General features: G+C 70.3%; 19 protein-coding genes and 1 tRNA gene. 18 read left to right on the forward strand and 2 right to left on the reverse strand.

Annotated elements, in window-relative coordinates:
• The 12 genes from E4P42_RS17150 (at position 1) to E4P42_RS17205 (ending at position 11,142) form a co-directional block, all read left to right on the forward strand.
• Positions 1-1,032: a P1 family peptidase gene (locus E4P42_RS17150; RefSeq protein ID WP_135127351.1), complete on the forward strand. Its 1,032-nt coding sequence runs from the start codon at positions 1-3 to the stop codon at positions 1,030-1,032.
• A 28-nt stretch (positions 1,033-1,060) separates the two neighbouring features.
• On the forward strand, positions 1,061-1,480 hold the full coding sequence (locus E4P42_RS17155) for a Mov34/MPN/PAD-1 family protein (RefSeq protein WP_135127279.1): 420 nt from the start codon (positions 1,061-1,063) through the stop codon (positions 1,478-1,480).
• A gap of 12 nt (positions 1,481-1,492) precedes the next feature.
• Positions 1,493-1,765, forward strand: coding sequence for a MoaD/ThiS family protein (locus tag E4P42_RS17160; RefSeq protein WP_135127280.1), 273 nt, complete (start codon positions 1,493-1,495; stop codon positions 1,763-1,765).
• Between the two features lie 15 nt (positions 1,766-1,780).
• On the forward strand, positions 1,781-2,749 hold the full coding sequence (locus tag E4P42_RS17165; protein ID WP_135127281.1) for a PLP-dependent cysteine synthase family protein: 969 nt from the start codon (positions 1,781-1,783) through the stop codon (positions 2,747-2,749).
• The gene (locus E4P42_RS17170) at positions 2,740-3,432 is read left to right on the forward strand and encodes a rhomboid family intramembrane serine protease (protein WP_135127282.1); all 693 of its coding nucleotides are present in this window, start codon (positions 2,740-2,742) and stop codon (positions 3,430-3,432) included. Before E4P42_RS17165 ends, E4P42_RS17170 begins: the two co-directional genes overlap by 10 nt.
• The gene (murI, locus tag E4P42_RS17175; protein ID WP_135127283.1) at positions 3,429-4,247 is read left to right on the forward strand and encodes a glutamate racemase; all 819 of its coding nucleotides are present in this window, start codon (positions 3,429-3,431) and stop codon (positions 4,245-4,247) included. The genes E4P42_RS17170 and murI overlap by 4 nt, the downstream gene beginning before the upstream one ends.
• A gap of 73 nt (positions 4,248-4,320) precedes the next feature.
• On the forward strand, positions 4,321-5,094 hold the full coding sequence (locus E4P42_RS17180) for a cyclic nucleotide-degrading phosphodiesterase (protein ID WP_135127284.1): 774 nt from the start codon (positions 4,321-4,323) through the stop codon (positions 5,092-5,094).
• A 56-nt stretch (positions 5,095-5,150) separates the two neighbouring features.
• The gene (gene rph, locus E4P42_RS17185; protein WP_135127285.1) at positions 5,151-5,933 is read left to right on the forward strand and encodes a ribonuclease PH; all 783 of its coding nucleotides are present in this window, start codon (positions 5,151-5,153) and stop codon (positions 5,931-5,933) included.
• Entirely contained in the window at positions 5,930-6,547 is a 618-nt protein-coding gene (gene rdgB / locus E4P42_RS17190; RefSeq protein WP_135127353.1) for an RdgB/HAM1 family non-canonical purine NTP pyrophosphatase, read from the forward strand. The genes rph and rdgB overlap by 4 nt, the downstream gene beginning before the upstream one ends.
• 150 nt (positions 6,548-6,697) lie before the next feature.
• Positions 6,698-8,650: a TRAP transporter fused permease subunit gene (locus tag E4P42_RS17195; protein ID WP_245234076.1), complete on the forward strand. Its 1,953-nt coding sequence runs from the start codon at positions 6,698-6,700 to the stop codon at positions 8,648-8,650.
• Complete coding sequence (locus tag E4P42_RS17200; protein ID WP_371287049.1) at positions 8,647-9,657, forward strand: TAXI family TRAP transporter solute-binding subunit; 1,011 nt, start codon at positions 8,647-8,649, stop codon at positions 9,655-9,657. The genes E4P42_RS17195 and E4P42_RS17200 overlap by 4 nt, the downstream gene beginning before the upstream one ends.
• A 60-nt stretch (positions 9,658-9,717) precedes the next feature.
• The gene (locus E4P42_RS17205; RefSeq protein WP_256371162.1) at positions 9,718-11,142 is read left to right on the forward strand and encodes an MFS transporter; all 1,425 of its coding nucleotides are present in this window, start codon (positions 9,718-9,720) and stop codon (positions 11,140-11,142) included.
• Here E4P42_RS17205 and E4P42_RS17210 read toward each other — a convergent pair.
• Positions 11,120-11,476, reverse strand: a complete 357-nt coding sequence (locus tag E4P42_RS17210) for a DUF3817 domain-containing protein (RefSeq protein WP_135127286.1) — start codon at positions 11,474-11,476, stop codon at positions 11,120-11,122. The two genes, E4P42_RS17205 and E4P42_RS17210, sit on opposite strands and share 23 nt — an antisense overlap.
• Positions 11,473-11,853: a hypothetical protein gene (locus tag E4P42_RS17215; protein WP_135127287.1), complete on the reverse strand. Its 381-nt coding sequence runs from the start codon at positions 11,851-11,853 to the stop codon at positions 11,473-11,475. Before E4P42_RS17215 ends, E4P42_RS17210 begins: the two co-directional genes overlap by 4 nt.
• Before the next feature lie 94 nt (positions 11,854-11,947).
• Here E4P42_RS17215 and E4P42_RS17220 point away from each other — a divergent pair.
• The 6 genes from E4P42_RS17220 to E4P42_RS17240 all read left to right on the forward strand — a co-directional run bounded on the left by E4P42_RS17220 (position 11,948) and on the right by E4P42_RS17240 (position 16,631).
• Positions 11,948-12,031 (forward strand) — tRNA-Leu (locus E4P42_RS17220).
• Between the two features lie 40 nt (positions 12,032-12,071).
• Positions 12,072-13,337: an HNH endonuclease signature motif containing protein gene (locus tag E4P42_RS17225; protein ID WP_135127288.1), complete on the forward strand. Its 1,266-nt coding sequence runs from the start codon at positions 12,072-12,074 to the stop codon at positions 13,335-13,337.
• A 176-nt stretch (positions 13,338-13,513) separates the two neighbouring features.
• Positions 13,514-13,813: a DUF4193 domain-containing protein gene (locus E4P42_RS17230; RefSeq protein ID WP_135127289.1), complete on the forward strand. Its 300-nt coding sequence runs from the start codon at positions 13,514-13,516 to the stop codon at positions 13,811-13,813.
• Between the two features lie 206 nt (positions 13,814-14,019).
• Positions 14,020-14,178: a hypothetical protein gene (locus E4P42_RS27035; RefSeq protein WP_167759522.1), complete on the forward strand. Its 159-nt coding sequence runs from the start codon at positions 14,020-14,022 to the stop codon at positions 14,176-14,178.
• Between the two features lie 102 nt (positions 14,179-14,280).
• Complete coding sequence (locus E4P42_RS17235; protein ID WP_135127290.1) at positions 14,281-15,645, forward strand: MFS transporter; 1,365 nt, start codon at positions 14,281-14,283, stop codon at positions 15,643-15,645.
• A complete protein-coding gene (locus tag E4P42_RS17240) occupies positions 15,642-16,631 on the forward strand; it encodes a LacI family DNA-binding transcriptional regulator (RefSeq protein ID WP_135127291.1) in 990 nt (329 codons plus the stop codon). Before E4P42_RS17235 ends, E4P42_RS17240 begins: the two co-directional genes overlap by 4 nt.
• The last annotated feature ends 48 nt before the right edge of the window (positions 16,632-16,679 follow it).

Genomic DNA, 16,679 nt, shown 5'->3' on the forward strand with positions numbered 1-16,679 from the left:
GTGCCGACCGGCTTCGGGGCGATCACCGATGTGGCGGGTCTGCGCGTCGGCCACCACCACCGGCTCGACGAGGACGCCGAACTGGGCGCGGGCTGGGCCACCGGCACCACGGTGGTGCTCACGCCGCCCGGCACGGTCGGCGCGGTCGACGGCCGGGGCGGGGCACCCGGGACCCGCGAGACCGATCTGCTGGATCCGGCCAACTCCGTGCGCCACGTCGACGCCGTCGTGCTCACCGGGGGCAGCGCCTACGGGCTGGCCGCCGCCGACGGGGTGATGGCCTGGCTGGAGGAGCAGGGCCGCGGCGTCGCGTTGGACGGCGGCGTGGTGCCGATCGTGCCCGCGGCGGTGATCTTCGACCTGCCCGTCGGCGGCTGGCAGTGCCGGCCGACGGCGGCGTTCGGGTACGCGGCGGCCGAGGCGGCGGGCACCGAGGTCCCGATGGGCACCGTCGGCGCGGGAGTCGGCGCGCGGGCCGGTGTCCTCAAGGGCGGCGTCGGGACGGCGTCGGTGCGGCTCGCCTCCGGGGTGACGGTCGGTGCGCTGGTGGTCGTCAACTCCGCCGGGGAGGCGTTCGACACCGCGACCGGGCTGCCGTGGCTGGCCGAACACCGCGGCGAATTCGGGCTGACCGCCCCGCCGGCCGCGCAGATCGCCGCCTATGCCGACCGCCATGCCGAGTACGGGCCGCTGAACACGACCATCGCCGTGGTGGCCACCGACGCCGAACTCAGCCCGGCGGGTTGTCGCCGGGTCGCGGTCGCGGCCCACGACGGCCTGGCCCGTACGCTGCGCCCGTGCCACACCCCGCTCGACGGCGATACGGTGTTCGCCCTGGCCACCGGCGCTGTCGAGGTGCCGCCGGATCCGCAGACACCGGCGTCGATGTCACCGGAGGTGCCGCTGATGACCGCCGTCGGGGCGGCCGCGGCCGACTGTCTGGCCCGTGCTGTGCTGGCCGGTGTGCTGGCCGCCGACTCGGCGGCAGGAATACCGACGTACCGCAGCCTGTTGCCCGGAGCGTTCGGGTGAGACGTCTGCCGAGAATCAGGAGAGTGCTGTGCTGGTGATTCGCGCCGATCTGGTCGACGCCATGGTCGCCCACGCCCGCGCCGACCACCCGGACGAAGCGTGTGGCATCATCGCCGGGCCGGAGGGGTCAGACCGGCCCGAACGCCACATCGCGATGCTCAACGCCGAGCGGTCGCCGACGTTCTACCGGTTCGACTCGATGGAGCAGCTCCGGGTCTGGCGGGCGATGGAGGCGGCCGACGAGGTGCCGGTGGTGATCTATCACTCCCATACCGGCACCGAGGCCTATCCGAGCCGCACCGACGTCTCGATCGCCCAGGAGCCCGATGCGCACTATGTCCTCGTGTCGACCCGTGACCCCGAGGTCCACGAACTGCGCAGCTACCGCATCGTCGACGGCGTGGTGACCGAGGAACCCGTCAAGATCGTCGACAAGTACGACAGATAAGGAGTCCGTCACATGACCGTTTCGGTGTCCATCCCGACCATCCTGCGCACCCACACCGGCGGAGAGAAGCGCGTCAGCGCGTCCGGCGCGACGCTGGCCGACGTCATCAGCGACCTGGAGGCGAACTACTCGGGCATCTCCGAACGCCTCGTCGATCAGGGCAAGCTGCACCGCTTCGTCAACATCTACGTCAACGACGAGGACGTCCGTTTCTCCGGCGGGCTGGCCACCGAGATCAGCGACGGTGACTCGGTGACGATCCTGCCCGCCGTGGCGGGTGGGTGAGCGGAGGTTTCAACGATGGCCCGCTACGGCTCGGTCCTCGAGGCGCTCGGCGACACCCCGCTGGTCGGGTGCCCGAAGCTGTCGCCGCGCTGGGAGGACACCGACGGACCGCACGTCCGGCTGTGGGCCAAGCTCGAGGACCGCAACCCCACCGGGTCGATCAAGGACCGGCCCGCGCTGCGGATGATCGAGCAGGCCGAACGCGACGGGCGGCTGGCGCCCGGCGCGACCATCCTGGAACCCACCAGCGGCAACACCGGCATCTCGCTGGCGATGGCGGCGCTGCGCAAGGGTTACCGGATGATCTGCGTGATGCCGGAGAACACCTCCGTGGAACGCAGGCAGCTGCTCGAGCTCTACGGCGCGCGCATCATCTTCTCCCCGGCCGAAGGCGGTTCCAACACCGCGGTCGCACACGCCAAGGAGCTGGCGGCGGCCAATCCGGACTGGGTGATGCTCTACCAGTACGGCAACCCGGCCAACGCCGACGCCCACTACCACGGCACCGGGCCCGAGATCCTCGCCGACCTGCCCGAGATCACCCACTTCGTCGCCGGGCTGGGAACCACCGGCACGCTGATGGGCACCGGCCGGTTCCTGCGTGAGAAGGTCCCCGGCGTGCAGATCGTGGCCGCCGAACCGCGCTACGGCGAGGGCGTGTACGCACTGCGCAACATCGACGAGGGGTTCATTCCCGAGCTCTACGACCCCGACGTACTCACCACCCGGTACTCGGTGGGCTCCTTCGACGCCATCCGGCGCACCCGCGAGATCGTGCAGCAGGAGGGCATCTTCGCCGGCATCTCGACGGGCGCGATCCTGCACGCGGCGCTCGGGATGGCCGCCAAGGCGATGAAGGCCGGCGAGCGCGCCGACATCGCGTTCGTGGTCTGCGACGCGGGGTGGAAGTACCTCTCGACCGGCGCGTACGCCGGTAGCCTGGACGACGCCGAGGACGCGTTGGAAGGGCAACTATGGGCATGACCGGCCCGGCGGGCTATCCGGCCAACGCCGGCCGCCCGGCGCCGAGAAAGCGCCCGGCCTGGGTGATCGGCGGCCTCACCATCGTCAGCTTCGTCGTGCTGCTCTACCTCGTCGAGTTGTTCGACGCGCTCACCGGGCACCGCCTCGACGAGAACGGCATCCGCCCGCTGGAGACCGACGGACTGTGGGGCATCGTGTTCGCGCCGCTGCTGCACGCCGACTGGCAGCACCTGATCGCCAACACCGGCCCGGCCCTTGTGCTGGGCTTCCTGATGACGCTGGCCGGGCTGGCCCGGTTCATCTACGCCACCGCGATCGTGTGGGTGCTCGGCGGGCTGGGCACCTGGCTGATCGGCAACATCGGCGCCCCCACCTACAACGGGATGGTCGTCGAGACCAATCACATCGGCGCGTCGGGCCTGATCTTCGGCTGGCTGACCTTCCTGCTGGTGTTCGGGTTCTTCACCCGCAACGTGTGGGAGATCGTCGTCGGGGTCATCGTGCTGTTCGTCTACGGCGGCATCCTGCTCGGCGTGCTGCCGGGCACGTTGGGGGTGTCCTGGCAGGGGCACCTGTGCGGCGCGGTCGCCGGCGTCGTCGCCGCGTACGTGCTGTCGAGTCCGGAACGCAGGGCCCGCGAACGGCGCGGCTCGCGATCCCCGTCGCCCTACCTCAATTCGTGACCGACCGGCTGGCTCCCGTCGGCATCTTCGATTCCGGCGTCGGCGGGCTGACCGTGGCGCGGGCGATCATCGACCAGCTGCCCGACGAGGACATCGTCTACGTCGGCGACACCGCGAACGGGCCGTACGGTCCGCTGTCCATCCCACAGATCCGCGCGCACGCACTGGCCATCGGCGACGACCTCGCCCAGCGCGGCATCAAGGCTCTGGTGATCGCGTGCAACACCGCGTCGTCGGCCTGCCTGCGCGACGCGCGCGAGCGCTACGCGCCGGTGCCGGTGGTCGAGGTGATCCTGCCCGCGGTGCGCCGGGCGGCGGCCGCCACCCGCAACGGCCGCATCGGGGTGATCGGCACGGCGGCGACCATCGCCTCGGGCGCCTACCAGGACGCATTCGCCGCCGCCCGCGACACCGAGATCATCGGCGTGGCGTGTCCCCGCTTCGTCGACTTCGTCGAGCGCGGTGTCACCAGCGGCCGCCAGGTGCTCGGACTGGTCGAGGGATACCTCGAACCGCTGCAGCACGCCGGGGTGGACACCGTGGTGCTGGGCTGCACGCACTACCCGATGCTGTCGGGACTGATCCAGCTCGCCATGGGCGACGAGGTGACGCTGGTGTCCAGCGCGGAGGAGACCGCCAAGGACCTGCTGCGGGTGCTGACCCAGGCCGATCTGCTCCGCCCGCATGACGCCGGACCGGCGCGGCGGGTGTTCGAGGCCACCGGCGACCCCGAGGCCTTTACCGCCCTGGCCGCGCGGTTCCTCGGGCCCAGCCTCGACGGTGTCCGGCCTGTTCAGCGTCACGTCGACGCCTAGATGAGAAACCGGTGACAACCGGTGCCCAAACGGGCGATGTTTTCGTCGACGAACGATTGGGCATGGCAAGCTAGTGGGCGTGCGAATCACCGTACTGGGTTGTTCCGGCAGTGTGGTCGGGCCCGATTCGCCGGCTTCGGGGTATCTGGTCACCGCACCGGACACGCCACCTCTGGTCCTCGACTTCGGCGGCGGCGTCCTGGGCGCGTTGCAGCGCCACGCCGACCCCAATTCGGTACACGTCCTGCTGTCCCACCTGCACGCCGACCACTGCCTCGACCTGCCCGGCCTGTTCGTGTGGCGGCGCTACCATCCCGCCCCCGCGACCGATCGTGGTCTGCTCTACGGGCCGGCCAACACGTGGGCCCGCCTCGGGGCGGCGTCGTCGCCCGAAGGCGGCGAGATCGACGACTTCTCCGACATCTTCGACGTGCACTCGTGGTCGGACAACCTCGAGGTGCGCATCGGTGCGCTCACGGTGCTGCCCCGGCTGGTGTGTCACCCGACCGAGTCCTACGGTATGCGGCTGACCGATCCGTCCGGGGCGACGCTGGTTTACAGCGGTGACACCGGATACTGCGATGCGCTGATCGAGTTGGCCCGCGGCGCCGACGTCTTCCTGTGCGAGGCGTCGTGGACGCATTCTCCCGACCGTCCCCCGAAGCTGCACCTGTCGGGCACCGAGGCCGGGCGGGCGGCGGCGCAGGCCGGGGTCGGCGAACTGCTGCTGACCCACATTCCGCCGTGGACGTCGCGCGAGGACGTGATCAGCGAGGCCAAGGCGGAGTTCGACGGCCCCGTGCACGCGGTGGTGTGCAACGAGTCCTTCGACGTGACGCGGCACTAGGCCGTCCTCGGCAGGAGACCGTGGGGCGCGTCGGCCCGACCGGTTATGGTTGGCCCGTGTCCAGACGAGAAGACGGCCGCCTCGACGACGAGTTGCGCCCGGTCCGCATCACCCGGGGCTTCACCTCGCATCCCGCCGGGTCGGTGCTGGTCGAATTCGGGCAGACGCGCGTGATGTGCACGGCCAGCGTCACCGAGGGCGTCCCGCGCTGGCGTAAGGGGGCGGGCCAGGGCTGGCTGACCGCCGAGTACGCGATGCTGCCCGCCGCCACGCACGACCGGTCGGACCGGGAGTCGGTCAAGGGCCGGGTCGGGGGCCGCACCCAGGAGATCAGTCGGCTGATCGGCCGCTCGCTGCGCGCCTGCATCGACCTGAATGCGCTGGGGGAGAACACCATCGCGATCGACTGCGATGTGCTGCAGGCCGACGGGGGCACCCGGACGGCGGCCATCACCGGCGCCTACGTCGCGCTCGCCGACGCGGTCACCTACCTCGCCGCGGCCGAGAAGCTCTCGGATCCGCGGCCGCTGTCGTGTGCGATCGCCGCGGTCAGCGTCGGGGTGGTCGACGGCCGGGTGCGCGTGGATCTGCCCTACACCGAGGACTCCCGCGCCGAGGTCGACATGAACGTCGTGGCCACCGATACCGGAACGCTGGTGGAGATCCAGGGCACCGGCGAGGGCGCCACGTTCCCGCGGTCCACGCTGGACAAGTTGCTCGACGCGGCGCTGGGTGCCTGCGAGCAGCTGTTCGTCGTGCAGCGCGAGGCGCTGGAGGCGCCGTACCCCGGCGTGCTGCCGGAGCCGACGTCCCCGCCGAAGAAAGCGTTCGGAAGCTGACCGAGCTGCTGGTCGCCTCGCGTAATCGCAAGAAGCTGGCCGAACTGCGCCGGGTGCTCGACGCCGCCGGGGTGTCGGGGTTGACCCTGCTGTCGCTCGACGATGTGGCGCCGTTCGACGAGGCACCCGAAACGGGGGCGACGTTCGAGGAGAACGCGTTGGCCAAGGCGCGGGATGCGTTCCGCGCGACTGGGATCGCCGCGGTTGCCGACGATTCCGGCATCGAGGTCGACGCGCTCAACGGGATGCCGGGTGTGCTGTCGGCACGCTGGTCGGGAGCCCACGGCGACGACTCCGCGAACACCGCGCTGCTGCTCGGGCAGCTGCGCGACGTGCCAGACGGCCGGCGCGGCGGGGGGTTCGTCTCCGCCTGCGCGCTGGTGTCGGGTTCGGCGGACGCGCCTGTCGAAACCGTTGTGCGTGGGGTGTGGCGGGGGGTGATCGTGCGGGAGCCGCGTGGGACGGGCGGCTTCGGCTACGACCCGGTGTTCCTGCCCGACGGATCCGACCGCACCGCCGCGGAACTCACGCCGCAGGAGAAGGACGCCGCCTCGCACCGCGGCCGGGCGCTCGCCCAGCTCGTGCCCGCGCTGCGTACGCTCGCTCAGGGCTGACCCGACCGGGTCCGTGAAACCGCCACCATCGCGGCGCGCCACGGCCTAACGTCCGGTGGTGTGGAGGGGAAGTCGCCGACGGAGCAGGACCCCTCACCCACGCGCGCCGACGCGCCGCCGCCGGTCACCACGACGGATGTGGCGCCCCCGGTGGTCGACGACCAGGAGCGGCCCGGCCGGGAACTGCGCGGATGGGTCCATCATGCGGTGGCCGTGGTGGCGTTCGCGGTTGCGGTGCTGGCCATCTTCCAGGTGTTCCGGCCGCTCGCCCAGGGCAGCCAGTTCTACCTGATCGTCTTCCTCGCGGGGTCGCTGCCGCTGGTGTTCCTGGTCTACCGATCGGGGCTGCGCGTCCTCGACCCCGAGGACCGCCCCGGGGCCCTGGACTGGGTGATCGCGGTGCTCGCGCTGTTCGTGTGCCTGTACCCGGTGCTGCCGATCGCACTCGGCTCCGGCGGGGGTGGCTACAACGCGTTCCTCGACCGGCAGGGTCTGCTGGACCCCGTCGACGTGGGGATGGGCGCGCTCCTGCTGATCCTCGTGCTCGAGGCGTGCCGGCGCACCACGGGGTGGGCGCTGCCGATCGTGTGCGCGGCGTTCCTGGCCTACGGCTACTACGGCGGCCTGCTGCCGCAGACCTGGGCCATCGCCCACGCGGGTCTGGACTTCGACCAGATCGTCGATGCGTTGTACAACTCCGGCAGCGGGTTCTTCGGCACCCCGCTCGACGTGGCCGCCACCTACATCGTGCTGTTCACGATCTACGGCGCGGTGCTCGAATACTCGGGCGCAGCGCGGTTTTTCGTCGATCTGTCGGTAGCGGCGTTCCGGCGGTCGCGCAGCGCGGCCGGCCGGACCACGGTGGCGTCGGGATTTCTGCTCGGCACGGTGTCCGGGTCGGGGACGGCCACCGCCGTCAGCGTCGGCGCGGTCACCTGGCCCATCATGCGCAAGGCGGGATACACCCCGGAGCGGGCAGGTGGGGTCATGGCCGCCGCGGGCGTCGGCGCCCTGCTCTCGCCGCCGACGCTCGGCGCCGCCGCGTTCATCGTGGCCGAATACCTCGAGGTGTCCTATCTCGCCGTGCTGGGGTGGGCGGCGATCCCGACCGTGCTCTACTACCTCGGCATCCTGCTGGCCGTCGAGATCGATGCCCGCCGGTTCGGCATCCGGGCGACGCACCTCGACGCAGGCTCACCGTGGAAGCTGCTGGCCCGCTTCGGGTATCACTTCTCCTCCCTGATCGCGATCGTGGTGCTGCTGGCCGTGGGCATGTCGGCGACGCGGGCGGTCATCTACGCCACCGCGCTGGCGTTCGTGCTGTCGTTCCTGGACCGGCGGCACCGGCTGACGCCCCGCCGGGTGTTCGACGCGCTCAGTTCGGGGGTGCGGGCCGTGCTGCCCGTGGTTGCGGTCTGTGCCGCGGCCGGGGTCATCACCGCGATGACCACGAAAACGGGTCTGGGCGCGCAGTTCTCATCGCTGCTGGTGCGCGGGGTCGGCGCCATCACCGACAACCGCACGCTCGTATTGGCGCTGACCGCCGCCGTCGCCGCCGTCGCGCTGGCCCTGCTCGGGCTCGCGATCCCCGTCACGGCGTCGTTCGTGATCGGCTGGGTGATCATCGGGCCCGCGCTGCTCGAACTCGATGTCCCCGCGCCCGCCGCGGCGATGTTCGTCTTCTACTACTCGGTGCTCTCGGAGATCACCCCGCCGACCGCGCTGGCCGCGGTCGGCGCCTCGGCGGTCACCGGCGGGCGGGCCATCCCGACCATGTGGCACACGCTGCGCTACGGCATGCCGGCCTTCCTGTTGCCGATCGCGTTCGTGGTCACCGAACCCGGCGAGTACCTGCTCGCCCGCGGCCCCTGGACCGGGGTGGTGCTGGTGTCCGCGGCCGCCTGCGCGGGCATCGTCGCGCTGTCGTTCGCCGCAGGCGGATGGGTGCTCGGCGTCGGGTCGGCGAACCGGGTGGCGCGCGTGGCCGCCGGTGTCGCGGCGGTGCTGCTGCTGTTCCTCGATCCCGTCACGATCGTCGCGGGCCTGGTGTGCCTGCTGGTGGCGGTCATGGTTGCCCTCATCGACAGAAGGAGATCCCCATGATGCGTGCGATGACCGTGCTGGGCGCGCTGGTGCTCGTCGGCGCCGCCGCCACCGGATGCGGCGGCCGACAGGACCAGCCGACCGCCGACACCGGCGGTGAGGTGACGTGCGAGGTCGGCGGCGACACCCGCATCGCGATCGCGACCGGCAACGCCACCGGGGTGTACTTCTCGCTGGGCAACGCCTACGCCGAGCAGATCGGGGCCGCCACCAACGGCACGGTGAAGGCCACGGCCGCCGAGACCGGGGCGTCGGTGCAGAACATCCAGCAGCTCGTCGGCGGTACCTACCAGGTGGCGTTCTCGCTGGCCGACACCGCGGCCGACGCGGTCGAGGGCAAGGCGAGTTTCGACGGTCAACCTCAGCCGATTCAGGCGATCTCCCGCATCTACCCGAACTACACCCAGGTGGTGGCCCGCACGGATTCCGGCATCCGCACGGTCGCCGACATGCGGGGCAAGCGCGTGTCGACCGGATCGCCGGGCTCGGGCACCGAGGTGATCGCCAACCGGCTGCTCGAGGCGGCCGGGCTGAACCCGCAGAGCGACGTCGCCGCGCAGCGGCTCGACCTCACCAAGACCGTCGACGGGATGAAGGACGGGTCGATCGACGCACTGTTCTGGTCGGGTGGGCTGCCCACCCCCGGCATCACCGACCTGCTCACCACCGCGCGCAACGAGGTGACGTTCATCGACATCTCGGGCGAACTGCCGAAGATGAAGGAAATCAGCGAGGTCTACGAGGAGGGCGTGATCCCGGCGGCCACCTACGGACTGCCCGGCGACACCAAGACCATCGTGGTGCCCAACATGCTGCTGGTTCGCGACGACCTCGACGCGAACCTCGCCTGCGTGCTGACCAAGACGCTGTTCGACCGCAAACCGCAGCTCGAACAGGCCGTCAGCGCCGCCAAGGGCATCAACCTCGACAACGCGCGCAACACCGCACCGGTGCCGCTCAACCGCGGCGCGGAACACGCGCTGACCGAGCTGGGCTCGGCGGGCTGACGACCGGGCGGTGCGACACCGTCATTTTGTATAGGCGACCTAACGGGTAACCTGCCGGGCGTGAACCGGCATCCGGGAGTGATCGTCGCGGTGCTGTCGGCGGCCGGCATCAGCGTGTCGCTGATGCAGACGCTGATGATCCCGCTGATCCCCGAGTTGCCCGTGCTGTTGGACACGAGCGCGGCCAACGCGTCGTGGGCGATCACCGCCACGCTGCTCACCGCCGCGGTCGCCACGCCGGTGTTCGGCCGGCTCGGCGACATGTACGGGGCCAAGCCGATGCTGATCGTGTGCGCGGCGCTGCTGACCGCGGGATCGCTGGCCGCGGCCGTCAGCGACTCACTGCTGCCGGTGCTCGTCGGCCGGGCGCTGCAGGGGTTCGGGATGCCGATCATCCCGTTGGGCATCAGCGTCCTGCGGGCCACAGTGCCCGCACACCGGGTCGGCACTGCGATGGGGTTGATGAGCGCGTCACTCGGCGTGGGCGGGGCGCTGGGCCTGCCACTGTCGGCGGTGATCGCCGACAACCTCGACTGGCACGCGCTGTTCTGGTTCGCCGCGGCCCTCGGCGTGGTCTGCGGCGTGCTGTTCGGCGCCCTGGTGCCGCGGCTTCCGGCGGCCTCGACCGACCGATTCGACCCGCTGGGCACGGTGCTGCTGGCCGGCGGGCTGATAGCGCTGCTGCTGGCCATCTCCAAGGGCGGCGGCTGGGGGTGGACCAGTGCGACGACGGTCGGGTTGTTCGCGACGTCGGCGGCGGTGTTCGCGGTGTTCGCCTGGTGGCAACTGCGGTGCGCGTCGCCGATCGTCGACCTGCGCGCCACGGTCCGCCGCCCCGTGCTGACCACCAACGCCGCGTCCGTCGCGGTGGGTTTCGGGCTGTTCGCGATGTCGCTGATCGGTCCGCAGATCCTCGAGCTGCCCGCAATCACGGGCTACGGCCTCGGGTTGAGCATGCTGCACGCCGGGCTCTGGCTGGCGCCGGGCGGACTGGCGATGATGGTGGCCGCACCCGTCGCCGCGCGGGTCGCCGCGGCGCGGGGCCCGCGCTTCACGCTGGTGCTGGGCAGCGCCATCGTGTCCGCCTCGTACCTCGCCGGGCTCGGGCTGATCGACAGCGCATGGCGGGTGTGCCTGTTCAACGTGCTGGTCAGCGTGGGGGTCGGCTTCGCGTTCGCCTCGCTGCCCGCGTTGATCAATGCGGCGGTGCCGGTCTCGGAGACCGCGGCGGCCAACGGGATCAACGCGCTGGCCCGCGCGCTGGGCACGTCGATCTCCAGCGCGGTGATCGGTGCGGTGCTGGCCGGAATGACCGTCTCGGTCGGCGGGCACGACTACCCGTCGCTGGGCGCCGTACGGGTCGCGCTGGTGATCGCGGCGGCGGTCGCGGCGCTGGCCGCGCTCCTGGCGCTCGCGATCCCGACGTCACGACGGCCGGACGCCGCGGCGCCCGAACTGGCGGCTACAGCCCGAAGCGCGCCTTGATCTGTTTGGTCTGGAAGTGCTCGACGACGATGCCGAGCAGCGGGATCGTGCCTGCGAGCAGCACGCCGATGGTCTTGCCGATCGGCCAGCGCACCTTGACGGCGAGGTTGGCGGCGAACAGCAGATAGATGAAGTACACCCAGCCGTGGACCACCGCGATCCAGCTCAGCGAGTCGTCGCCGAAGCCGTATTTGAGCACCATCTCGTAACACAGCGCGATCAGCCACAGGCCGGTCGCCCAGGCCAGCACGCGATAGCCCAGCAGCGCCTTGCGGACGGCCTCGGCGCTGACCCCCGCCGGGGTCGACGTCTGGGGTGCATCGGGTGCGGTCATGACTCGGTCCTGCCTTCGTGGTCGGTCTTGGAGAGTTCGGCGAGGTAGGCGTTGTACTCCCGCAGTGCGGGATCGTCGTCGTCGGGCGCCTGCGCGGTCACCGGCCGCTGCGGCAGTAGACCGGGCGGCAGTTCCGTCGCGCCGTCGCGCTGCACCGATTCGGTGGGCGGGGCGTCCTCGTAGCGGACGAATTTGAAGTACGCGTAGAAGCAGAAGCCCGCGAACAGCGGCCACTGCAGCGCGTAACCAAGGTTCTGGAAATCTCCCGCGGTGGATTCGAATCGGGTCCACTGCCACCAGGCCAGCGCCAGGCAGCCCGAGGCGGCGACGATCACCAGGGCGATGAGCGCCGGCCTCCTACGCCGTGTAGTGGACACGGTCTCACGGTACCGCTTGGCGGACCCGCGCTGCGAACGCCTCGAGGCGTCCGGGGACGCCCGTGCGCTGCGGCGACGATAGGATCACCACGCCGCGGGCGTGGTGGAATTGGCAGACACGCGGGTTTTAGGTGCCCGTGCTCGAGAGAGTGTGAGGGTTCGAGTCCCTCCGCCCGCACTGGTGATGCGATGTCGGACCCTCCTGTTTTGATGGGCTCATGTCCTCGACGGCAACGGTTTTGCTTCCGCAGGAACGCCTTGGGCTGTTGTTCGAGGAGATGTCGGAACTGTGCGGTCAGCGCAATGCCATCGATGGCCGTCTCGCGGAGATCGTGGCCGAAATCGACGGTGCCGAGCTGTGGGGGGCCACCGGGTGCCGATCCATCGCGTCACTGGTGGCCTGGAAGACCGGTACTTCGCCGAGCAATGCCGAGACCATGGTCGCGGTGGCGCATCGGCTCGAGCAGTTCCCGCGCTGCGCCGAGGCGCTGCGGGAGGGCCGGTTGTCGTTGGATCAGGTTGGGGTGATCGCCAAGGGCGCCGCCGAGGGATCTGATGAGCACTATGTGGGGTTGGCGCAGCACGCGACGGTCACCCAGTTGCGCACCATGGTCAAACTCGAACCCCGCCCGAAACCTGACCCGAAGCCGGAACCCGAGTCGGTGATCACCAGGCATGAGGACGGAGATTACACGACGTGGCGGATCCGGCTCGCCACGTTGGAGGCGGCCCGATTCGATGCGGCGTTGCAGGCGCACAAGGACGGGTTGATCGCGGACTGGACCCGTGACCACGGCTCCGAGTACAACGCGCACGGCGTGGATGCGCGCGGCAGGCCGCCCGAGCAGGCAGCGTCGTTTCCGACCACCGTGGAGGCGTTCATGAGCCTCATTGAGGCCGGCTGGGACACCGAGGTGGCGCGCCGCCCGCATGGGCAGCGCACCACCGTGCTGGTGCACCTCGATGTGGACAAACCGGCGGCGGGCGTGCATCTGGGGCCGATGCTGTCTGATGAGGACCGGGCGTTTCTGTTGTGTGACGCCACGTTTGAGGCGTGGTTCGAACGCGACGGCCAACCCCTCGGCGCCGGACGCGCCACCCGCGGCATCGGCCGTCGGCTGCGCCGCGCTCTGGAGCATCGGGACCGCTGCTGCGTGGTCCCCGGGTGTGGTGCGACGCGGGGTTTGCATGCCCATCACATCCGGCATTGGCAGGACGGCGGCCCCACCGACATCGACAATCTGGTGCTGGTGTGTCCGTATCACCATCGGCTGCATCACCGCGGGCTGATCACGATCAGCGGGACCGCCGGCCACCTGACCGTCACCGATGACGACGGCCGGCCACTGCGCGGGGCATCGCTGGCGCGGCCACCCACCACACCCCCTCCGGCGGTGCCGCCGTATGCGGGTCCCACCGGCGAGCGCATGGGTTGGTGGTGGTACCGACCCTTCGAACCACACCCACCACCATCGAGCAACTGAGACCGACGACCGGCCGCACTCGCGGCGCGGCGGGGCGCCCGCACCGGAATGCTTGACGGTCGGTCGGCGTTATCCGGTGACCGGGTGTCGGCTCGACGTTTCGAGCCGGACGGCCGGGGGTAACGCCGTGGTCTGCCGCGCAGCGGTGCCACGCCTTTTCCGACCGAGGAGCACACATGACAGTCGATTACGACGCCCCGCGTCGCACCGATCCCGATGAGGCTGCCGGCGGCACCATCGACGAGTTGGCCGCCGCGCGCACGGCCACCCGCACCGCCGACGCCGACGTCGAGGAGCCCGACGCAATCGACAGTTTCGAACTGCCGGATGCGGACCTGTCCGGCGAGGAGCTCTCGGTGCGGGTGGTGCCGCTGCAGCGCGACGAGTTCACCTGCTCGAGCTGCTTCCTCGTGCACCACCGCAGCCAACTGGCCCGCCAGGTGGGCGAGCGGATGGTGTGCGCGGACTGCGCCTGACCCGTATCGGCTCCCGGCAGCGTGACAATGGTAACGTCGCGTTTGCTGATCGTGACCTATTCGGGTTTCCCAGCTCACATCGGTAGCGCGTGGTGCCCGGAATCACCGAGGTCGTGACCGATCTCACCGCCGCCTGAGTCATCATTCGCCGCCGACAACGCGTTGAGTAGTACGTGAAACGTATTAGCTCGACGGAGGGGACGAAGATGAAGGCGATGATCCAGGCCCTGCGCGACGAGATCGCGATGGTGTCCGAGGTGGCGTCGATCGCCGGTGCGCTGAACAGCCGCCGGATCACCGCGGCGGAGGCCACCGACGCGATCACCCGCCTCGGCAACCGAGGCGACGCGTCGCTCGCTGCGTGAGTTGAGCGGCGTCGCTGACGCCGCGGGGCGGTTCCGGCCGCCCGGTCGAGAGGCGGATTCCCCAACGGATCGAGATCCGCGTCGGTAGTCTGCTTCTCGATCATGGAGAACAACATTTCCGGCGTGGCGCGGCCGGAAGCGCCCGCAGTGCGAGATGCCGCGGTGCGCAAGGCCATCACGGGCGCCTCGATCGGCAACGCCGTCGAGTGGTTCGACTTCGCGATCTACGGCTTCCTCGCCACATTCATCGCGGCCAAATTCTTCCCGGCGGGCAATGACACCGCGGCCCTGCTGAACACCTTCGCCATCTTCGCCGCCGCGTTCTTCATGCGGCCGCTCGGCGGGTTCGTCTTCGGACCGCTCGGCGACCGCATCGGACGCCAGCGCGTCCTCGCCGTGGTCATCCTGCTGATGTCGGCGGCCACCCTCGGCATCGGGTTGCTGCCCACCTACGCCAGCATCGGCGTCGCCGCCCCGCTGCTGTTGCTGTTCCTGCGCTGTCTGCAGGGCTTCTCCGCGGGTGGCGAATACGGCGGCGGCGCTGTATATCTCGCCGAGTACGCGCGCGACGGTCGTCGCGGACTGACCGTCACTTTCATCGCCTGGTCCGGTGTGCTCGGGTTCCTGCTGGGTTCGGTGACCGTCACGCTGTTGCAGGCGCTGTTGCCCGCGGCCGTGATGGACAGCTACGGCTGGCGGATCCCGTTCCTGATCGCCGCACCGCTGGGACTCGTCGGCCTCTACATACGTCTGCGCCTCGACGACACCCCGCAATTCGCTGCGCTCAGCGACGCCGACCGCGTCGCCACCTCACCGCTGCGCGAGGCCACCACGACCGCGTGGCGGTCCATTGTGCAGGTGATCGGTCTGTTCGTCGTCTTCAACGTCGGCTACTACGTGGTGTTCACGTTTCTGCCTGCCTACTTCATCAAGAACCTCGAATTCGGCAAGACCGCATCGTTCGTCTCGATGACGCTGGCCAGCCTGGTGGCGCTGGTGCTGATCCTGCCGTTGGCCGCGCTGTCGGACCGGATCGGCCGGCGTCCGCTGCTGATCGGCGGCGCCGTCGCCTTCGCGGTGCTGGCGTATCCGCTGTTCCTGCTACTCAATTCGGGTTCACTGGTCGCCGCCGTGACCGCGCACTGCGTGCTGGCCGCCATCGAGTCGGTGTACGTCTCGACCGCGGTGACGGCGGGCGTCGAGCTGTTCGCCACCCGCGTGCGCTACAGCGGCTTCTCGATCGGCTACAACATCTCGGTGGCCACCTTCGGCGGGACGACGCCGTACGTCGTCACCTGGCTGACCGCGACATCCGGGAACGACCTCGCCCCCGCGCTGTATCTGATCATCGCCGCGGTGGTGTCGCTCGGCACGCTGCTGACCCTGCGCGAGTCGGCGGGTCGACCGCTGGCCGCGGCGGGCGGTGGCACCGGCCCCGAACAGCGGCGTGCGACCATGAACGGGTGACCGGCAGGGGAGTGGCGAGGCCGACCAAGGCCGACGTGGCCCGGCTGGCCAAGGTGTCGACGGCCACGGTCAGCTACGTGCTGAACAATGTTGAGGGTCAACGCATCTCCACCCACACCCGTGACGTGGTCAAGAAGGCGGCCGAAACGCTCGGATACCGGCCGAATCTGGCCGCCCGCAACCTCGCCGTCGGGGGCAGCGGTGTGGTGCTCTATGTCGTCCCCCGGATCGCGCTCGGGGAACTGCCGATGGAGGTGGGCAGCCGGCTCACCACCGCGCTCGCCCGGCACGGGATCGTGTTGTCGCTGCAGTTCGAGACCGACGACGATCGCAACGTCGTCGCTGCGATCAACGACCTCAACCCGGTCGCCGTCACCAGCGTGTTCCCGCTGACCGGTCCCGCGCTGGCGGCCGCCGACGCCGCCGCCATCCCGCAGATTCACGTGGGCAGCGCCCAGTTGCACGCGCTCGGCGAACTACACCTGTCGATCGGCGAACTGCGCGTGGGGCATCTGACCGACCGTGGGCACCGTCGGCTGGCCTACGCGTACTCCGACGATGCGCGGTTACGCCCGCTCGGCGACTACTGGTTCGGCGGGTTGCAGGCGGCGGCGCAGCGGTGCGGACTTTCCGAACTGGTCGTCGGCACGGTTGCCACCGACGGCAGTGACGCGGCCGCCGCGGTGTCGGATTGGGTGGCGGCCGGGGTGACGGCGGTGTGCGCGCAGAGTGACGAGACCGCATTCGTCGTGCTGCACGGATTGCGCGAGGCGGGGTTGAGCTGCCCGCGCGATCTGGCGGTGATGGGTGTCGACGCCCGGCCGCTGGGAGCCGTCAGCGGCCCGCCGCTGACATCGGTCGCCTTCGACGCCGAACAGATCGTCGACGTGGCGGTGGCGACGCTGATGGCCGAGCTCGGTTACCCGGTCGAGTCGTCGCCCGGGGCGGGCGACGTGGCGCGGCTGGTCGTGCGCTCCTCGACCTGAGCGCTTACAACTTCGCGTGCATTTGTCACTTCCGTCGTGCGCTTACGC

Origin of the sequence: Mycobacterium sp. PS03-16, assembly GCF_004570325.1 — a bacterium.
Taxonomy (GTDB): domain Bacteria; phylum Actinomycetota; class Actinomycetes; order Mycobacteriales; family Mycobacteriaceae; genus Mycobacterium.

What these genes read in the sequence shown, in the direction of transcription:
- E4P42_RS17170 (WP_135127282.1), top strand. Translation starts at nt 2,740, where the DNA reads ATGGGCATGACCGGCCCGGCGGGCTATCCGGCCAACGCCGGCCGCCCG.
- E4P42_RS17235 (WP_135127290.1), top strand. Translation starts at nt 14,281, where the DNA reads ATGGAGAACAACATTTCCGGCGTGGCGCGGCCGGAAGCGCCCGCAGTG.
- E4P42_RS17230 (WP_135127289.1), top strand. Translation starts at nt 13,514, where the DNA reads ATGACAGTCGATTACGACGCCCCGCGTCGCACCGATCCCGATGAGGCT.
- E4P42_RS17165 (WP_135127281.1), top strand. Translation starts at nt 1,781, where the DNA reads ATGGCCCGCTACGGCTCGGTCCTCGAGGCGCTCGGCGACACCCCGCTG.
- E4P42_RS17225 (WP_135127288.1), top strand. Translation starts at nt 12,072, where the DNA reads ATGTCCTCGACGGCAACGGTTTTGCTTCCGCAGGAACGCCTTGGGCTG.
- E4P42_RS27035 (WP_167759522.1), top strand. Translation starts at nt 14,020, where the DNA reads ATGAAGGCGATGATCCAGGCCCTGCGCGACGAGATCGCGATGGTGTCC.
- E4P42_RS17200 (WP_371287049.1), top strand. Translation starts at nt 8,647, where the DNA reads ATGATGCGTGCGATGACCGTGCTGGGCGCGCTGGTGCTCGTCGGCGCC.
- E4P42_RS17210 (WP_135127286.1), bottom strand. Translation starts at nt 11,476, where the DNA reads ATGACCGCACCCGATGCACCCCAGACGTCGACCCCGGCGGGGGTCAGC.
- E4P42_RS17160 (WP_135127280.1), top strand. Translation starts at nt 1,493, where the DNA reads ATGACCGTTTCGGTGTCCATCCCGACCATCCTGCGCACCCACACCGGC.